The organism is Paenibacillus luteus (genome assembly GCF_006542765.1).
In the GTDB taxonomy this organism is placed as follows: Bacteria; Bacillota; Bacilli; order Paenibacillales; family Paenibacillaceae; genus Pristimantibacillus; species Pristimantibacillus luteus.
Genome location: NZ_SKCD01000033.1, coordinates 1 through 18628, shown reverse-complemented (window position 1 = coordinate 18628; position 18628 = coordinate 1). Strand labels below are relative to the sequence as shown.

The 18628-nt window shown below is 46.8% G+C and carries 16 protein-coding genes; 6 read left to right on the top strand and 10 right to left on the bottom strand.

The features are described from left to right. Positions 1-31: 31 nt before the first annotated feature. The gene (locus E0496_RS22310) at positions 32-688 is read right to left on the bottom strand and encodes a hypothetical protein (protein WP_206669838.1); all 657 of its coding nucleotides are present in this window, start codon (positions 686-688) and stop codon (positions 32-34) included. Positions 689-1117: 429 nt separating this feature from the next. Here E0496_RS22310 and E0496_RS22305 point away from each other — a divergent pair, with 429 nt between their 5' ends. Beyond that, positions 1118-1444 (top strand): hypothetical protein, encoded by a 327-nt coding sequence (locus E0496_RS22305; RefSeq protein ID WP_141503999.1) that lies wholly within the window; start codon positions 1118-1120, stop codon positions 1442-1444. Positions 1445-1543: 99 nt separating this feature from the next. Beyond that, positions 1544-2614, top strand: a complete 1071-nt coding sequence (locus E0496_RS22300) for a CotH kinase family protein (protein WP_141503998.1) — start codon at positions 1544-1546, stop codon at positions 2612-2614. 12 nt (positions 2615-2626) lie between these two features. Here the strand turns inward: E0496_RS22300 and cysK are convergent, their stop codons facing one another. The 5 genes from cysK to E0496_RS22275 form a co-directional block, all read right to left on the bottom strand. Continuing rightward, positions 2627-3544: a cysteine synthase A gene (gene cysK, locus E0496_RS22295; protein ID WP_141503997.1), complete on the bottom strand. Its 918-nt coding sequence runs from the start codon at positions 3542-3544 to the stop codon at positions 2627-2629. A gap of 12 nt (positions 3545-3556) precedes the next feature. After that, positions 3557-4780 carry an MFS transporter gene (locus tag E0496_RS22290; protein WP_141503996.1) on the bottom strand — a complete coding sequence of 408 codons (1224 nt, stop codon included), beginning with the start codon at positions 4778-4780 and terminating at the stop codon, positions 3557-3559. Between the two features lie 130 nt (positions 4781-4910). After that, entirely contained in the window at positions 4911-5516 is a 606-nt protein-coding gene (locus E0496_RS22285) for a hypothetical protein (protein ID WP_141503995.1), read from the bottom strand. 210 nt (positions 5517-5726) lie between these two features. Then, positions 5727-6149, bottom strand: coding sequence for a DUF350 domain-containing protein (locus E0496_RS22280; RefSeq protein ID WP_141503994.1), 423 nt, complete (start codon positions 6147-6149; stop codon positions 5727-5729). A 48-nt stretch (positions 6150-6197) separates the two neighbouring features. Further along, positions 6198-8564 (bottom strand): endonuclease MutS2, encoded by a 2367-nt coding sequence (locus E0496_RS22275; protein ID WP_141503993.1) that lies wholly within the window; start codon positions 8562-8564, stop codon positions 6198-6200. A gap of 259 nt (positions 8565-8823) precedes the next feature. Here E0496_RS22275 and E0496_RS22270 point away from each other — a divergent pair, with 259 nt between their 5' ends. Both E0496_RS22270 and E0496_RS22265 read left to right on the top strand, forming a co-directional pair. Continuing rightward, the gene (locus E0496_RS22270) at positions 8824-9183 is read left to right on the top strand and encodes a phage holin family protein (RefSeq protein WP_141503992.1); all 360 of its coding nucleotides are present in this window, start codon (positions 8824-8826) and stop codon (positions 9181-9183) included. Positions 9184-9395: 212 nt separating this feature from the next. Continuing rightward, a complete protein-coding gene (locus E0496_RS22265; RefSeq protein WP_141503991.1) occupies positions 9396-9782 on the top strand; it encodes a cupredoxin domain-containing protein in 387 nt (128 codons plus the stop codon). Positions 9783-9893: 111 nt separating this feature from the next. On the opposite strand, the gene E0496_RS22260 is transcribed toward E0496_RS22265, so the two are convergent. From E0496_RS22260 to E0496_RS22245, 4 genes are all read right to left on the bottom strand, one after another. Beyond that, positions 9894-11459 carry an alpha-L-rhamnosidase-related protein gene (locus E0496_RS22260; protein WP_141503990.1) on the bottom strand — a complete coding sequence of 522 codons (1566 nt, stop codon included), beginning with the start codon at positions 11457-11459 and terminating at the stop codon, positions 9894-9896. Between the two features lie 92 nt (positions 11460-11551). Then, entirely contained in the window at positions 11552-12388 is an 837-nt protein-coding gene (locus E0496_RS22255) for a carbohydrate ABC transporter permease (protein WP_141503989.1), read from the bottom strand. Continuing rightward, positions 12385-13251 (bottom strand): carbohydrate ABC transporter permease, encoded by an 867-nt coding sequence (locus tag E0496_RS22250; protein ID WP_241674932.1) that lies wholly within the window; start codon positions 13249-13251, stop codon positions 12385-12387. The genes E0496_RS22255 and E0496_RS22250 overlap by 4 nt, the downstream gene beginning before the upstream one ends. Before the next feature lie 102 nt (positions 13252-13353). Then, positions 13354-14721 carry an ABC transporter substrate-binding protein gene (locus E0496_RS22245; RefSeq protein WP_141503987.1) on the bottom strand — a complete coding sequence of 456 codons (1368 nt, stop codon included), beginning with the start codon at positions 14719-14721 and terminating at the stop codon, positions 13354-13356. A gap of 171 nt (positions 14722-14892) precedes the next feature. On the opposite strand from E0496_RS22245, the gene E0496_RS22240 reads away from it, so the two are divergent. Further along, positions 14893-16692, top strand: a complete 1800-nt coding sequence (locus E0496_RS22240; RefSeq protein ID WP_141503986.1) for a cache domain-containing sensor histidine kinase — start codon at positions 14893-14895, stop codon at positions 16690-16692. Between the two features lie 7 nt (positions 16693-16699). Further along, on the top strand, positions 16700-18247 hold the full coding sequence (locus tag E0496_RS22235) for a response regulator transcription factor (protein ID WP_141503985.1): 1548 nt from the start codon (positions 16700-16702) through the stop codon (positions 18245-18247). Positions 18248-18628 lie beyond the last annotated feature (381 nt).

Below are 18628 nucleotides of genomic sequence, written 5' to 3'. Positions count from 1 at the left end.
GGCAAAGGCCCCGCCTTTGCCTGACGGGATATTAGCCTTTTTTCACCGAACGGCGTGCTGTTTTTGAAGCGGATTTGACAGATGCTGCATTAGCGCGGTTTCTTCCACCACTGCGGTTGCCTTGCGATTTGCTTTTGTTATCGTTTTTGTTGTCATTTTTGTTGTCATTTTTGTTGTCATTTTTGTTGTCGTTTTTATTATTGTTTTTATTATTGTTTTTGTTATTGTTTCCACCGGAACAGTTGTTGTTAGCTGCTTGAATCGTTTTAATATGATCGTTTTGGATTTGGATGGCTTCTTTGCAAGCAACGAGTAAGATCGAATCATTGTTAACTTGAGCAATGAAACCTTCAACCTTCTCAGGGCCTCCAGAATTGATTTGAACAAAGGTTTGATTCAGAGCGCGAATGACTCCATTGAAATTGCGGGCCTGAATATAGCTAGGATCGCGATGGCCGCTGCGGTGGCAGGAACCACTTTTGTTTTGATTGCCACTTTTGTTGCCATCGCTTCTATTGCCACCGCTTCTGTTGCACTCCACTTCTGTAATGCTTTTCACATGGCTGGAAGCGACATATACCACGCCATGTCTTGTGCTTACTACTAGATAATCGCTTTTGATAGCAAGAAGTTTTCCTTGAACCGAGTTTGGTCCACCACGATTGATCTTCACTTGCTTGCCAACCAAGCTTTCTAGAAAACGGCTGTCATTGCTTCCGCTTCGATTGCTCTTGTGGCTTTTGTGGCTTTTGTGATGATTATTGTTATTGTCTGTGGCACCAGCGACGGATTGACCTGCAAATTGATTAAAGTTACAGCAAAAACTCATAAAAAAATCCCTCCGATAATTTCATAATAAAAAATAGCTCTAGCATTTTCACCAAACTAGCTGACAAAACTCTTACACCAGTATCCTGTTTGTATGGCTAAGCATCCCTCCAATACTTCTTTCACGCCATCTATCATGAGATACGATATGTAATATATTTATATGTATACCGTATTGCAGGGGTACTAGATTACTATCTATTTATTCAAGATTGAGTATCCCAACCATAACGATTACTAGATAACTGTCATAGATTATCTTATCTTCATTTATAGGAGGAATTTTACTTTGACAAGAAACAGGAACAGCAAGCAAAGAAAGTATGCCAAAGCAAGCAAAGCCAGTAACGAGATTAAGAAGTCAAGCGGGAGCAGCCTTACGGCTGGAAACCGCTCAGAACACAACTTTTCATTAGGAAACGGGTCGCAGGGTACTCTTGCTAATGAGGAACGCTCATTCGGAAATATGACGAACGGCAACCGTACGGAAGGCAACCATTCCAGCGCTAACCGAACAAGCGGCAGTCTTACAGAGGGGAATCGCAGTGTTCCTTATCTTGTATTCGAAGACACAGACCTTATGCCAAGCTTTGTGTGGGAGATCAATCTTTCTTAAAATGGTGTGACCATATGGGCATGAGCTGAATACCTTAACTAAGATCCAAAGCCTATCGACTAACGGTAGGCTTTATCTTTTGCCTCAGGAGATGGTTATATGGCTACTGAAACACTGCCTGCACGCATCATTAACATCGATTCAGCTGATTTTCAAGAGCTGCACCAAAATGCTTGGGGACGAGACTTCAAGCCGGCAGAGCTGGAAATGAACGGACAAACCTATCAAGCAAACTTTGGCCTTCGTGGGGGCCATACGAGGAACTATTCCAAAAAATCCTTTGAAGTACGAATAGAAGGCGGAAAAACGCTTCATTGGAATGCCGAATATGACGATCCTTCCATGATGCGCAATGCGCTCTCCTTCTATTTCTTTAACAAAATAGGCGTACCTTCACCTGAAACCAACCATTTTTGGCTAATTATAAACGGCGTGCCTCAAGGCGTTTACTTGGAAATCGAAGCTGTCGACTCACTCTTTTTTCAAACGAGAAATATTGGCTGCCGCTCCCTTCTTTATGCTGTTAACGACAGTGCGGATTTCAGCTTATTCGATCCTGTAACTAAGGGTAAGAAACTTTCGCTATTCGATGGTTATGAATTAATGCAGGGGAAAACAGGAACAAAGAGCAGGCTTACATCGTTTGTGCGCAACTTAAATCGTACGTCGGGGAAAAACCTTGCTGTGTATACCGCGAAGCGGCTTGATATTTCGCAATATCTATTATGGCTGGCCGGAGCCGTGCTGACGGGAAACTATGATGGATTTGATCAAAACTACGCTCTATATGAGCATCGTACTAGCGGGAAATATCGCATAATTCCGTGGGATTATGAGGGTACCTGGGGGAGGAATTGCTATGGCAAGCCGTGCGGCAGTAATCTTGTAAGACTGCAAGGCTATAATACGCTGACAGAGAAACTGTTTACTTTTCCTGCATGCCGCCAAAAATACCGTTCGATTATAAAGAAACAGCTCCAAGCCGCGTTCACCTTCGAGAAGCTGGAGCCGGTCATCTCCGAGATGCATGCCCGGTTGTCTCCAGCTATCCGAAACGATTATACGCGAAAAGCAAGCTACGACTCCTTCTTGGCAGAGCCGTCCTTTATCTATGATTATATAAAAGAAAGAAGAGCAATCGTGCAGCGTTCATTGAAGGAATGGGAATAAGAGATTACCCGTTTAAAATATATCCATACTCATATAGCGCTCGCCCGTATCCGGGGCTATGCAGAGCACTCTTTTGCCAGGCCCGAGACGCTTGGCTACCTGCATAGCTGCCCACACGGATGCTCCCGAAGACGGCCCCAGCAGCAAGCCTTCTCGTGTTGCCAATGCCTTTGTTGTCGATAGCGCATCCGCATCTGATACTTGAATAATTTCATCGTAAATGGATGTATTTAGAATCGTAGGCACAAAGCCAGGGCTCGTGCCGACCAGCTTATGCGGTCCCGGCTCTCCTCCGGATAATACGGGGGAACCCATCGGTTCAACGACAGCTATGTATAGATGAGGAAGCAGCTCCTTAAGCGCTTCGCCGGTCCCCGTAATGGTGCCGCCGGTGCCTGCCGTTGCCACAAAGGCATCCAGCTTGCCACCTGTTTGCTCCATAATTTCAATGGCTGTCGTCAGCCTGTGAATATTTGGATTTGCTTGGTTCTCAAACTGATTTGGGATATAGCTGCCAGGGCGCTCAGCGCGAAGTTCCTCTGCTTTGCGGATGGCTCCAGGCATGCGCTCTGCTGCAGGAGTCAGCACAACTTCGGCGCCGTAGGCTTGAAGCAGCTTAATTCGCTCTGCAGTCATATTGTCTGGCATAACCAAGATCATCTTATAGCCTCTGGCTGCCGCATTCATCGCAAGCCCAATCCCGGTATTTCCGCTCGTTGGCTCAATGATGGTATCGCCTGGCTTGATGAGCCCGCGCTCCTCCGCGTCATTTATAAGCGAGAAAGCTGCCCGATCCTTCACGCTGCCGCTTGGATTAAAGCGCTCCAGCTTCACACATACCTCAGCGCTGTGCTCATCCTGAAGACGATTTAGTCGAACGACTGGCGTATTGCCGATTAATTGAGTGATATCCGAAACAATTCTTGCCATCTGTTACACTCCTTATCCATTGGTTTGTGCCTGCTGTATCTCCAAGAAAGGCTTCATAAACCACCAGCCTGCAATTGGAACAACGCCAACCGCAAATAACAGCCACGTAATGGCTAAGGCTGAATGATTAAGCGGAAGCACAATTAAGTAGGAGGATAATCCAATCACTCTGCCGATTACAAGACCAGCCTCACGAAGTACGATAAACTCCTCGCGCTCGCGTGCACTCTCCTCCGATTGTCCGATCAGATCGAACACTCGCGAGGTCATAGGAATAATATAAAGCGGCATAAAAAGCGACGTGCCAATGCCGAACATCAGCAGCGTAGCATAAGAAACTTTCCAAAATAAAGGTAAAATGACAACGGCAATCATAAGAACGCCAATAAGCATGGCAAGCTTCCGATTGCTTTTGTTCAGCATTCTACCCACGGCCCAAAAGCTGATTAAGGCAACAAGCGATGTAATAAGCGAATAGGTACCCAGCTTGCTCTCATTTTGAGTTGCGACATACACCGTAAGCCCTACCAAAAACATAAATACGCCCTCGCGTACACCCTGCGCCGCAATCGCGGGCAGCATGCGCCGCCAAGGGTTTCCTTTTTGCATCAGCTGCTGCAGGCCATGTTTCCAATTGTAAACGCCTTGCGCCTTCCTCTTCTTAAGCCAAAAGCTCAATATGACGCACATTGAAAAAATAATGAGCGACAAGGTAAAAATAAGCCGGTAGCCCTTCTCCCCTTGCATCGATGTAATAAGCAAACCAGAAACCCAAGGCGCTACGATACCGGCAGCTGAACCTAACAAGCCTGCCCATCCATTGAAGCGGTCTCGGTTATCCGGATCAGTCACTTCAAAGTAGACTACATTAAATGCAATCCAAAAAAAGCCAAGCGCCATGCCATTCAAAATACCAAGCGGCACATAATACACTTTTGCCTGCTGACCCAGGAGCAGCACCGTGCAATAGAAGATGCCGGACAAGACGATGCCCACGCGAAGGCTGTTCATCTTGTTATGCTCCTTCACCCATTTCCCGGCTACCCAAAACGTAAGACCGCTCATCACATACTGGCCTAGTGTAAACCAGCCGATCAACATATAAGACTGACTGGCTTTCCACAGGTATACGGGAACAAAGGTGCCTGACAACGCATTCGCAATGCCGTACAATGCTTGTACAATAAGTAACAACACCGCTTGTCCATCTAGCGTTCTGGCTGTGGTTTTGTTCAAAACGATTCCTCCCAGCGGTGGCAGAGCAACAGAGCAAGGCTCTCACCTGCCTGACCAACCTTCTGAATATCGTTTTGTAACATTCCCTATATCACATTCCCATATGCCAGCCCATTATTGCCAGTAACGGCTATTCGCGCGGCATCAGCCGCTGGTTCATTTGCTCGCGGTCATCAGGACTTAGCACCGAGGAGGTATGATAACAAGCCGGACATACATAAAGGATCAAACGGAACGGAGTCGTTAACACGGCTTCGCCGAGCGAAGGTGCAATTCTGGATTCAAATTGCTGGTCCCCCATCATTTGCACGCCAGCCTCGATCATGTATTCCCGGCAAACCGGGCATTCCGGTATTTCATCCTGATCATCGAGAATGCGCTGAACCGTTTCCTCCACTGCAAAACGCGAACTATTCGTGCTGCGGTAGCCGTCACCTTCTGCAAGCCAGCGTTTATGGTTCGGATCATCAGAGTCGTCTTCCTCTTCTTCTTCCAAAGGCTCTTCTTCATTTATTCCACTGGCTTGCCTTGCTGCCCGGTGCGCATCATTGATTTTCAGTGCTTGCACTGCGCGCTCATGCTCATCCTCTTCCACTTCTTCTTCATCATAACCAAGCTCTATTGTTCGGTATGCGCTCAGCTCATTGTCGCAATGCGGACAATGCGTCTCCGGCCCAATCTCTTCATCCCATACCACTTCCGTTAAACACCACGGACAAATCAAATGCTCTTCCACTTGAATAACTTCCCTTCTAATGGTTCATTAAATAGATTACGCCAAACGCAAAAAACAAAATAGCTACGACTACTAGAATTCTCCATAAATATTTCAAAATGGCTTCCCCCGATCAAGGTGAAACGGCTGTAGCCGTCCTCTGGCGGCGCAGCGCGTTTCATTCCGAGAAATATAGTGACCGTATGGCGAAATGACATACTGTCCTATATTTTAAATAATGACCGTTGCTCCGATGACATAAGACAACGATACCGAAATAATCATCGCAATAAGTCCCACTGCACGATTATCACGTTGAATTTCATCGTCAATTCGGAATACAGGCGTTAGAAATTCGAATAAAAAGTAAGCGGCCATCAAAATAACAAATCCGAAAGCCCCCCAAATGAGGCTTTGGTATACCGAGTCATTCGACTCGATCGAGAAACGAAAAATATTGCATATGCCAAAAATCTTGCCGCTCGTCGCCATGGCTACGGCAACATTCCCTTTCTTGATCTCGCTCCAGCATTTATAGCGGGTAACCAGCTCAAAGCAGGATAAAAACACAATGAGAGACAGCACCGTAACCGATACATAAACAAGCGAAGCAGCGTAGGGGTTGCTCAGCAGGTTATCAACTTCATTACTCATTCAAAGTCACTCCCTCATTCCGTTTCTTCTTCACAGGCGAGAAACCTGCTATTTAAGCTCGGCAATCGTGACGCCAACGCCACCCTCTCCGTAATTGCCCAGCCTAAAGCTCTTCACATGGCTATGTTTACGCAAATATTGCTGTATTCCCGTACGGAGTACGCCCGTTCCTTTGCCATGAATAATGGCTACCTGCGCAAGACCCGATAAAAAGGCCTCATCGAGAAACCGGTCTACCTCTAGGATTGATTCCTCCAGATTCTCACCGCGTAGATCCAGCTCCATCTTGAGATTCTCATCGCGTGAGCGCTTCAGGCTGGCCGCTTGCTTAGGCTGCTGGACTTTCGTGGAAGCTGTCGATTTAAGCAGCTCCAAATCATCCAAAGCTACTTTCATCTTCATAATGCCGAGCTGTACCGTGGCCTCGGAATGATGAATCTCCACAACCGTCCCTTTCTGGTTCAGGCTATAAACGGTAACCTCGTCACCTGCTTCAATCTTGGCTGCCTTCACTGCTGTTTTGGATGCTCCACGTTTGGCCTTTTGCACTTCAGGAGCTGCTTCATCCAGCCTGCGGCGAGCTTCGATAAGCTTGTGCTCCTTAACCGAAGCACCTTCCTCCATTGCGAGCTTCCGCAATTCCGATATAATCTGCTCTGCTTCCTGCTTAGCCTTCACAACAGCTTCACGGGCTTCATCCTGCGCTTTGAGCATCAGCTTTTCCTTCTGCTCCTCGAATCGCATGCGTTCAGCCTCATGGCGCGCCCTAAGCGTCTCGACTTCACGGCGCAGAGACTCTGCCGTCTGCCGTTCGTTCTCGGCGCCCAATCGATTTTCCTCAAGCGACGCAATCATATTTTCAACACGTTGATCCTCTTCGCTGACCTCGCCTCTGGCATGCTCTATGATGGAACGCGCCAATCCTAGACGCTCCGCAATGGCGAAAGCATTGCTTCGGCCGGGAACGCCAACGAGGAGACGATAAGTAGGGCTTAGCGTCGCTACGTCAAACTCCATGCTTGCGTTAATGACACCCTTACGATTATAAGCATATGCCTTCAATTCGCTATAATGCGTTGTAGCTACAATACGGCTATCCATGGCATGCACATGCTCCAATATGGCAATCGCAAGCGCTGAGCCTTCCGCCGGGTCCGTTCCTGCACCAAGCTCATCCAGCAGCACAAGGCTCTTGGAGGTCATTGTCCCCAATATCCGAATAATATTCTTCAAATGGCTAGAGAAGGTACTTAAGCTTTGTTCGATGCTTTGCTCATCGCCTATATCTGCATAAATCGCGTCAAATACACACAGCTGGCTGCCATCCTCAGCAGGGACAAATAAGCCGGACATCGCCATTAAGCTCAGCAGCCCGATCGTTTTTAAGGAGACGGTCTTGCCCCCCGTATTGGGTCCGGTCACGATGATCGCGGTGTACTGGTTGCCAAGCTCCACATCGAGCGGAACGACCTGATCCGCAGCGATAAGTGGATGACGGCCGCGCTTCAGCTTTAAGAAGCCTCTGTCATTCATACGCGGCAGCGTGGCTTTCATCCCATGAGCAAGGCGGGCTTTGGCGTATGCAAAGTCAATTTGGCCGAGCAAATCCAAATTAAAAACCAAATCCTCCACATAATCCGAAGCCAAAGCGGTAAGCTTCTGCAATATTTTCTCAATTTCCCTCAGCTCGCCAGCCTTCAGCTCACGCAGCTTATTGTTCATGGCGACAACCGCTTCCGGCTCAATAAACAACGTAGCCCCCGAGCCTGACTGGTCATGCACGATCCCCCCGAAGTGAGAGCGGTATTCCGCTTTAACCGGAATAACATATCGGTCGTTGCGCAGCGTTACGATGGAATCCTGCAGCATTTTCTGAACGGAAGAGGAACGAATCATTTGATCCATCTTCTCGCGAGTACGCGATTCCCCATTCCGCAGCTCGCGCCTGATTGATGCCAAGGCAGGGCTTGCGCTATCCATAACCTCCGCTTGATCGTCAATGCAATCAAATATGGCGTCCTCAAGCGTCTTATGCTCACTAATTTGCTCTGCAATGAATTGCAGCATCGGTATCGGATTGTCTTCATGCAGAATACTAATGTGCTTCTTTACGCGTCTGCCGCCTCGTGAAGTAGCTGCAATATTCAGCAGCTCCTCTGGATTAAGCGTGCCTCCAATTCGGGCACGGTGAAGCGGAGCCGTAATATCTACAACCCCTCCAAATGGAGCACTGCCCTTTAATCGGTCTGCCATATAGGCCTCATCCGTGATCTGCAGCGTTTGCTTAACCGCTTCCAAGTCAGAAACCGGCTTAAGCGATTCTACGATGGCTTTGCCGAGCGACGTTGCCGCGTGCTGTGACAATCTATGTATGATCTTTGGATATTCAAGTGTCGTCAATATTTTCGTGTCCAACAAATAACACTCCTCTCGCCTTACTATTATAGCCGAACAACGGCCTTGATGCACGGGTTGAACCATCGTTTCATACATAAATGATGCACAATTGGTCACAATATAAACGAACGAGCTGTCTTACGATTCAACTTTTCACTTGCAGCATCAAAGTAAACCGAAATGTACAGGTTCAGCTGCTCTTTGCAGCCATGAACCGAAATGAAGCTGTTTCGTTTATTCAGCTTCGGTTTCCCACACTTGAAGGAGGTTAAACATTATGACTTTTTTGGGCCATGTTGTCCGATTCATTGTTGCCGCGCTTGTACTGATGCTTGTTGGCTTCATCGTTCCTCAGTTTAGCGTCGGCGGATTCTGGAGCGCTTTTTTCCTTGCATTAGTGATTGCAGCGCTCGGCTGGATCATTGAAGGCATCTTCGGCAAAAGGGTTACCCCCTTCGGCCGTGGTATTGTAGGTTTTATCGCAAGTGCGGCTGTCATCTGGATCGCCCAGTTTATCGTTGGCGGCGTGACGGTTACCCTGCTCGGCGCTATTCTAGCCGCGCTTGTCATCGGGATCATCGATTTGTTCATTCCAGTCAGTACCCCGTACGAAGCAGGACGAAGAAATCGCGATTAACTGTAAACCTTCCAACAATAAAGCCCTTGGATGCCTCGCGAGGCATTTAAGGGCTAATTGCTGCGTAAGGGCATTTAGGAGCGACAGCTTAGTTTCACAGCATCTTCATCAGTTTGTCATATCACTGTCACTGTATTTTCAATTTGGTTGATGTACAATAGAAGAGCCTGTCTATAGTGTAAGCTATACAATTGAAGGGGGAAGTTATTCACATGAAAAAATGGTTATTATTTGCAAGCGTAATCTGTCTGGTGTTCATTATTGCGGCATGCGGCGCAAACACGACCAAAGAAGATAACAAAGAAGCCAATACAACAGCTGCTGACAGCGGCGCATCCGCGTCTGATCTTGTCATTACAGCTTCCAACTGGAAGTTCGACCAAGAGGAATACAAAATTAAAGCCGGCGAAACGGTTAACCTTAAGCTTGACTCCGTTGACGGCATGCATGGCCTACAAATCAAAAAAACGGACTACAGCATCGACAACGGCAAAACAGTGGCCGTTAACATTAGTGAGCCTGGTACATACGACATGATCTGCAGCAGACCATGCGGTGCCGGCCATGTTCAAATGAAAGCTAAGCTGGTTGTTGAATAGGAAACGCCAAACAAGAATAAGGCTGTACGCCAAGGAATATTTCCTTGGGTACAGCCTTATTTATTTTTTCCTCAACGTGAATTATTAATAATTCACAGCTTGCAAAACACATTAATTGTTCTCGCCCGTAAAGTATTTGCGTATAAAATACGTCGGCGTACAGCTCCATGCATGGCAGTAACTATTAACTAAATTGCTGCCGTACGGCGATAGTTTCTTATCGCTTGGGTTGTATAGCTCCCAGAACGTATCCGCTCCATCGTTGATCATCTCGCCCCAGTAAGCGCGCATTTCAGCGAGCGCTTTCTCTTTTTTCCCGCACAAGAGCAGCGCCTCAATGAGATGATGGTAAAGATACGGCGTCGACATAGCGATCGCCGGCGGCTGCTCGAACAACCGATCCAGCAGCGCCCCATTTTGATCCTCGTCCAGAACCTCGGCAAGGACCATCCAAATTTGCGAAGCCCACGATACTTGAGCGTTAGCGCCGCTTGTGAAATAGCCTTGCTTGTGATCCCAAAGATGCGTCATAGCTGCGTCCGTTGCATGATGGATCGCTTCGGAGATCATAGACCCCGCCTCTTCGTCGCCTAGTTCTTCCGCCAGCGCCAGTCCTCGCTTGAGACAATAAATCAGGACTGCCTGGGCGCCTGCCTGCTTATTTAGGTCATCATGCCAATCTAAGAAGCAGTACCAAGTATCATCATCCGTGACAATGCCCCGCTCGTCCAACCGCTTCAAACCAATATGAAGCTGATTCAGCGCAATCGGCCATAGCTCTTCAAGTACTACGCGATCCTGGGTCGCTATATAATAGTCATAGACAGTCGCAACGAAAAAGAGCGAGTAATCATATAAATAGATATCATCCACGAATGGGGCAGGCTTCTCATATAAGCAAGCGCCGACCTGGCCCTCCTCAAGCAGCATGCCGCCAAAGAGATATAAGCATCGCTTAACCAGATCATTGCTGTTGAACGTTTCGTAATTCACCAGCGCCTGCAATCGCAAATCTCCGATCCAGAGCCTTCGGTCACGCTTCGGTCCGTCTTCAAATACCGTGTGCATGCAATCCTGAAGCGTCTTGATACCGATGCGGTCCATCTCCTTGAGCTCTTCAGATAAATGCCCAGGCAGCGGCTTAACCTGTGCAACATCGCCTGAGGTTACCGTGGTACAGTAAATTTCAGGGAACGAAACGCTGTATCGCTTAGATGTTGCCAGTACAATCATTTTCAAGTACCGGAAAGTATAACGCCTTGGCAGCGTCACTGTTCCTGGCAAAACGTCTATAACGATTGTCTCGTCCTGCAGCCACGAACGGCTGAGCCAGCCGTCATAGTCGTCAAAGTCCTCGCCGATCTCGCAAGGCATCTCCCCGAAAATAAGCTTCAGGCGAAGCGGTGCATCCGCGTTGCTGTTCACATTATTAATCGAAAGCGTAAGATATCCAACCTGATGGTCCCCAAAATCGAGAATTACGCTGTCCCCTTTGCCCAGCACGCGGTCAGCGAGTTCTACAATAGCACCGACGCGCTCTGTTCTCCACCCTTGAAAGGCTTCCGGGTCACTAACGACGTCGATCAGAGCAGTAGGATAAACTTTCTCTTTATATAATTGTGGCACCAGCGTCTCTGCGAGGTCCACGAAAGCTTGATTCGTCTGTTTCGTTTTCATTGCATGATCTCCTCTTCCGCCTGCAAACCATTATCCGTCAGGCCTATGGTCAAAATAAAACGGGGGTTCTCCCCCCGTTATTGGTTCAGCACTCAGCCTTTGACAGCTCCAACCGTCATGCCGCCGACAAAATATTTTTGCAAAAATAGAAAAGCAACAAGCAGCGGCAGCGCGCAAAGGAAGCAAGCCGCGAAGAGCACGTTCCACTGCGTCGGGTTTTGCTGATCTCCTAGAAAGCCCAGCATCGCCAGCGGCAGCGGGGATTCAGCTGCTCTGGAAATGAAGATCATATTAAAGAAGTAGTCATTCCATATCCATACGCCTTGCGTAATAATGACCGACACCGTAACCGGAATGAGCAGCGGGAAAACGACCAGCCAAAATCTTCGAAACAGTCCCGCTCCGTCGATATGGGCGGCTTCCTCCACCTCTTCCGGTACGCCGCTTCGAATAAAACCGGTGTACAGAAACGTGGAAAATGGAAGACTGCATGTTATGAACATCAGAATTGGCGTATACTGCGAAGTCGGAATATGGAGCGAGTTAATCATCTGCACAATCGGGATAAGCACCATTTGAGAAGGTACGACTAATCCCGAGAGAAAAAATAGATACAGAAATTTACTCCATTTGGTTTTTAGTCTGGCCATTGGGTATGCCGCCATGGCTGCCAGCAGCACAACGAAGATGACGGAAATCCCGGTAAGTATAATGCTGTTCATAAGCGCTTGTGGGAAGTGCATCCTCTCAAACGCTGTACGGTAGCTTGCAAAAGAAATTTCGCTGAACAAGTTAAGCGGATTGGCATTGTTTTTTGGATCACGCAGCGAAGTCGACAGCGCAATAATAAGCGGAATCAAATTGACAGCCATGACGATGATTACGCCAAGCTGGACGAGCGTCTTTTTGGTCATAGAGCCAATGGTCATGCCGACACCTCCCGTTTGTTCATGCGGATAACGAAGGCCGCCGTAAGCACAATGATTAGAGCAAAGGAAATTACGCCTAGTGCCGATGCTTTACCGAATAGCTGCTCCGTAAAGGCCATCTTATAGATAGAATAAATTAACGTGTTCGTAGAGGTGCCTGGTCCGCCGTTTGTCATAATAAACGGGAAGTCAAAGGCCTTCAGCCCGTTGATCAGACTGAGCGTGACGTTAATCGTAATCGCGGTTGCCAGCAGTGGCAGCTTCACATGCTGCAAGAGCCGCCAAGGGCCACAGCCGTCCATTTTGCCTGCTTCCAACAAATCATTGGGCACGGTTTGCAACCCGGCAAGGAAAATAATCATTGTTGTTCCTATGTTTTTCCATATTTCTACAAAAATAATGGCGTACAAGGCAGAGGAGTAGCTGCCTAGAAAATTCAAATTGTCATCGTTAATGCCGAATTTATCCAGGAAGGTCGAGATCATGCCATAATCAGGCATATAGACATAGCTCCAAATGAAACCGACAACGATCGCACTAAATAATGTCGGAATATAAGCCAAGGAGCGATAAATCCCTTTCCCTCTAATTTTCATGTTTAGGAGCAATGCTAGTGAAAGACCAATAATATTGCCCAGCACGACCGTGACGAGCGTGTAGATCAACGTATTTTTGACAGAAATACCGAGTGTATCTCCATTAAAGAGAGCTTTATAGTTATCCAGACCAATGTAATTGTACGCCTGAGAGAAGCCATTGTAGTCGGTGATACTATATTGAAACAATCTTAAAATCGGGAAAATCCAAAAGATCAAATAAAAAATGAGGGCCGGTATTGCAAAAAAGTACATTGTTTTTTTCATAACAGTCGAATTCATGTTGCTCCATCCTCTCCAGCTAACCTCATACCGGCGGGGAAGACGGCTGCCTTCCCCCCGCTACTGCTTTCTAATTGCATCTTGCGTTTATTTGTTTTTCCATAGCTCCTGGAACTTCTCGTCCATCGCTTTAGCAACGTCTTCTGGCGTCGTTTTTTGTCCGCCAATGATTTCCGCGAACTTAGCTTGCATCACATCGGAAACACCTGCCGGCCACATTTGGTTGCTGAAGTATACCGAATTGCCGTTTGTTTGGTAGTTATCGTTCACGTCTTTAAACAGGTCGTTCGTCAAAGGAACATCTTTGTATACGCTGATGGAGCTGTTGGAAGCGACATAAGCTTTGAACAGTTCCGATTCCCCATCAAACAGGTAGTTCAAAATTTCTTTAGCGGCATCGAGGTTTTTCGACTTCGCGTTTAATCCATAGCCTGCAGCCGTTGCAGCAGATACGAAGGTTGGTTTGCCTGCTTCATTGCCTGGAAGAGAAGCGAATCCGCGAGTAAACTCAGCTGCGCCCTTCGAAGTCATGGAAGCATAATCCCAAGTACCTGTGAATGTCATAGCAGCTTTGCCATCGATAAACAATTGCGATGCTTGTGCACTGCCTACTCCAAGCGAGTTTTTCACGACATAACCTTTGTCATAAAGCTCTTGGTACATCGAGATCGTTTTTACCCATTTTGGATCATTTAGCGATTTCTCACCGTTTTGTACCTTTACATCAAAATCCATTTCATCTGGGTAAACTACGTTTGCAGCGATCGGGTACATGCCGAATTGAATCACCCAAGGATCTTTATCGCCAAGTACGATTGGCGTAATGCCTGCATCCTTCAGCTTCTGGCAAGCTTCAAGGAAAGATGTCCAGTCTTTCGGGAACTCGGTCACGCCGACTTGCTCCAGCATTTCCTTATTGTAATAAACGCCTAGGTAATCAAGGCCTTCCGCAACTCCGTATGGCTTGCCTTCATAGGACATATCTTCTTTGGCGCCAGTGCCGATATTGTCCCAGAATTTCAAATCAGACAGGTCAGCAGCGAAGCCCGCTTTAGCGAAGTCAATGACGCCCCCGGCTGCATTTTTAGGGAAGACCCAGAAAATATCCGGTCCTTGTCCCGCCGCAAGCTTCGTGCGAACGGAGGTATTATATTGATCATCGGGAAGCTTCTGCACTTCAAGCGTGATATTTGGGAATTTCTCTTTCACGAGGCGCGGCAGCGTCTCGAGCTCAAAATCCTCGCCTTCCGAAGCTTTGTTGCCGGACATCATCATCGTCAGCGTAATCGGCTCCGAAGTGTCCGTACCTGCATTTTCGCCTCCCGCATTGTCAGTACCATTGCTTGCTGTCGGAGCATTCGTCGCATTGGAAGCACCGTTATTGGAACCGCAAGCGCTGAGCAAAACAAAACATAATACGAGAATAGCGAGCCCCATTGTTTTTACCGATTTCATTGTGCATTTCCCCCTGTTTTCATTGTTTGTGGCGCAGGCTTGCTCTTTCCTGCGATTTCATGAAACGCTATTGCCTTGAGCACACTTTTATAATAATGTGAGAAACAGTATAAATGCTTTGGCTCATTTGGTGCACTATTTTTAGATTAGACAAACTAGGAGGATACGTGTATGCTCTTTTTTAATATTAAAACCAAATTGTTTTTTGTGCTTGTCCTTGTATCCATTGTGCCCATTATTGTCGTGACTGTCAGCTCTTATCGCAGCTATACCAAGCTCGTCAATGAACAAACCTCCCTTGTCGCATCAACAACCATCAACAACTCGGTAAAGAGCATCGAGGAAATTTTGCAAAATATCGACCGGATCTCGATTACTGTGCAGCAGCAGTCTTCTACTGCAACCGCTTACAGCACTGTTAGCGACGAGCTGAGGAAGCTGAAAAACACGAATAATCAATACGAAATTTTTATTACGAGAGCCAAATTAAAGTTAATTTTCGAGAATATTTTATTGGGTTATAATTACATTAATGGAATTTACTTATTTATGCCTGATGGGAAATTCATCAGTTATGGAAACGGCACAGACTTAATGGTCGATTACATTCCCTTCGAAGATGAATGGTATAAACAGACCGTCGCCAGCAAGGGTGAGCTGTATATCGGCGACGTTGGCGTCAAGCCTTATATCATTAATGCCAAGTCTTCGATTGGCTTCTCACGGTCGCTTTACGACCCCAATTCCAATGAGTTTCTCGGCGTATTTATGCTTGACTGCAGCATGGATATTTTTGCAGGCCTCAATCGAAATCCTGCTCCGAGCATTTCCAATATTTATTTGGCAAACGACAAGGGGAAAATTTTGTATGATGCGACAAGCAGCCACATCGGTGAGGATTTGCCAGACGGGCTGCTGAGCAAAGCACTTGCCATGATGGGCTCCAAACAACAGTTCAACGATTCCAAGAACTTAACCGTCATTCAAGCGGTTCCAAGCAACCATTGGAAGGTCATCGCCAATATCTCGGTTGCCAAGGTGTATGAAGAATATGGCATCTCGCAGAAGCTGATCATTTATATCGCTGCTTCATGCGCCATTATATTTCTGCTGCTATCCTTCTTCTTGTCCAATTTAATCACAAAGCCGATTATTCAACTGACCAAGGTGATGCGCAAGAACAAATCGCAGCGGTTTGTCACGATTGAAACCGATAAAAAAAGAGTGGATGAGATCGGAATTTTGTACCACGAGTTTGGCAAAATGATGAAGGATATCGATACTCATATCCGTGAGAGCTACCAAAACCGTATTTTGACGATGGACTCCCAAATGAAAGCGCTCGAAGCACAGATTAACTCACATTTCTTGTATAACACATTAGAGTCGATTAACAGCATAGCCGAAATAGAAGAGGTGGAAAGCATCGTTGTCATGACGAAAGCGCTGGGAGATATGTTCAGGTACAGTATCAAGACCGACAGCGAGTTAGTGGCAGCCGCTGAAGAGATCCAGCATGTGGACAACTATATGGCCATCCAGCAGATTCGGTATGGCGATAAAATTACCTTTCATAAGGAAATGGAAGAACATATTTTACAAACCAGAATGCTGAAGCTGCTTCTTCAACCGCTCGTGGAAAATGCGATTTACCACGGTCTTGAAAACAAGCGCGGCAAAGGGCAAATCACGATCAAAGGTTATGAACAAGAAGAGCTAGTTATCTTCGAAATTTGCGATGACGGCGTAGGCATGTCGCAAGAGCAGGTCATAGAGCTAAAACAGCTGCTGTCCCAGCCTCCGGAATTTTCGTCCATTGGGCAGCGAACGAAGCAAAGCATCGGCATCAAGAACGTCCACTCGCGGCTCTCGCTCTATTACGGCTTAGAAGACGCAGTAACCTTTGAAAGCGAAAAAAATAAAGGCACAACCGTCAAAATCAAGGTTCCATTGAATTGGGAGAAGAGGTGACAAGCAGGTGTATTCATTCATTATCGTAGACGACGAGCCCCTGATCCGTAAGGGTCTGCTCAAAAAAATACAATCCTTTGGAGCTGATCTCACCTTCGCAGGAGAAGCCGATAACGGCGTTGATGCTTTGGATTTAATTCAAAAATTGGACCCCGATATTATTTTTACGGATATGCGCATGCCTGAGATGGATGGCAAGTCGTTAATGAAGATTGTTCATCAACAATACCCAAACAAAAAAATAATTGTGATCAGCGGCCATTCCGACTTCGATTACATGAAGGAAGCCATATCAGCCAAAGTTATCAGTTATTTACTAAAGCCGTTCAGCCGGGAAGAGATCCATCGCACGCTCGAGCAAGCGATCGAAGCAATTGAATTAGAACGAAGCGTCAAGCAGGAAATCGTGTTGAAGGTTGCGGAAAATGAACAGATCAGCTTCCATTCCGACATCCAATCCCTGCTCCATCTGATCATCGGCATTCTTCAAAAAGATAAGCTCCCCTCCTTCCAATCGGCACGGCTAAAGGAAGCGTGCGGTGCTGCATCTCATCTCTTGTTGACGCTCTATGCGCCGGATGCAATTACTCAGGAAACGATTGACTCGCAGCAGGATTATATTTATATTCCCCATTCCCAGAGCGATAAGCTCGCTTTCATCCTGCTATCGTTTCCGGAGGAATCGTCCGAGGCGGCCATGCTTGATCATGCTAAGCGAACAGCAGAACAGCTCATCAGGAGCGTTAGCGTACGGAGAAGCAGCGAAGGCTGTGTAGGCATCAGCACCGTTTTCCATGATTTCAATGCGCTGCGCCAAGCTCACCATGAAACGATCGCCGCGCTTGATCAACGGTCGCTTACCGATTTTGGCCGCTGTTATGTTTACAATAAGCATAGTCTCATACCAGATGTCATGTTGTGGGAACGAACGCATGAGCTGCTATTTCTGATTGAGTCAGGCCAGAGCGCAAAGGTGAAGGAGCTCGTCCTCGATTTCTTTGCCTTTTATATTCGTCAGCCTGCCGTTTCCCTTGCCCAGCTCAAGGAGCAAAGCAGAGACATGATCCAGGAGGTCAAAAAGATCCTTTCCGTTTATTTGCACACGCATGCAGACGGCTCGCCTTCATCCAGCTTGGAGTCGGTCCTGAACATTTCCTTTGACCTCGATTCCATTCGGGAGTACCTGCTTACCGTCTTAATGAGCACGGCTGATCTTTTGAAGGACAGCTCAGTGTATACATCCGATAATGTCATTGATAACATTAAAACGTATATCCACAAAAATTTCACCAAGGATTTAACGCTGGAAAAAATATCATCGCTCTTTTATCTCAATCCTAGCTATCTGAGCTTCCTGTTCAAAGAAAAAACGAAGCAAAATTTCACTGATTATATTAATCAGCTTCGCATCGAACAAGCCAAAGCACTATTAAAAAACACGGACGACAAGGTATATAAAGTAGCCAAGCAATTAGGTTATGACAATCCCAAATATTTTTTTCGGGTATTCAAAAAAATGACAGGCCTCACCCCAGAAGAATTCCGCAAGAGCTGACCGCTTAGCAAAACTATATAAGTTCAACTAATGAGTTTAGACTCTATGAGATTCTGAAAGAAGGATGCCATACGGACGCATAGTCGGTCTATGATAGTCCATAGCTCAGCGAGTCCAAATGGACCGGATAGGGCTGTGTTCTGGAGAAATAGAAGTGGAACGAAAGAAATGAAGGAATGCTTCGTCTATACAGAAAAAAAAAAAAAAACACAGACTGTGAAGTGCTCCCTGTCAAGTAGACAGTGAAAAAAACAAAAAAAACGGTTAGGCCTATCCCTCAGTTCAAGTACAGAGAACTGGGGGATTATTTCATTACGCAGCTCGACGATACTCATGGGGAGACAAGCCGTTAAGTCGCTCCGTATATCGGTAGTTGTTGTA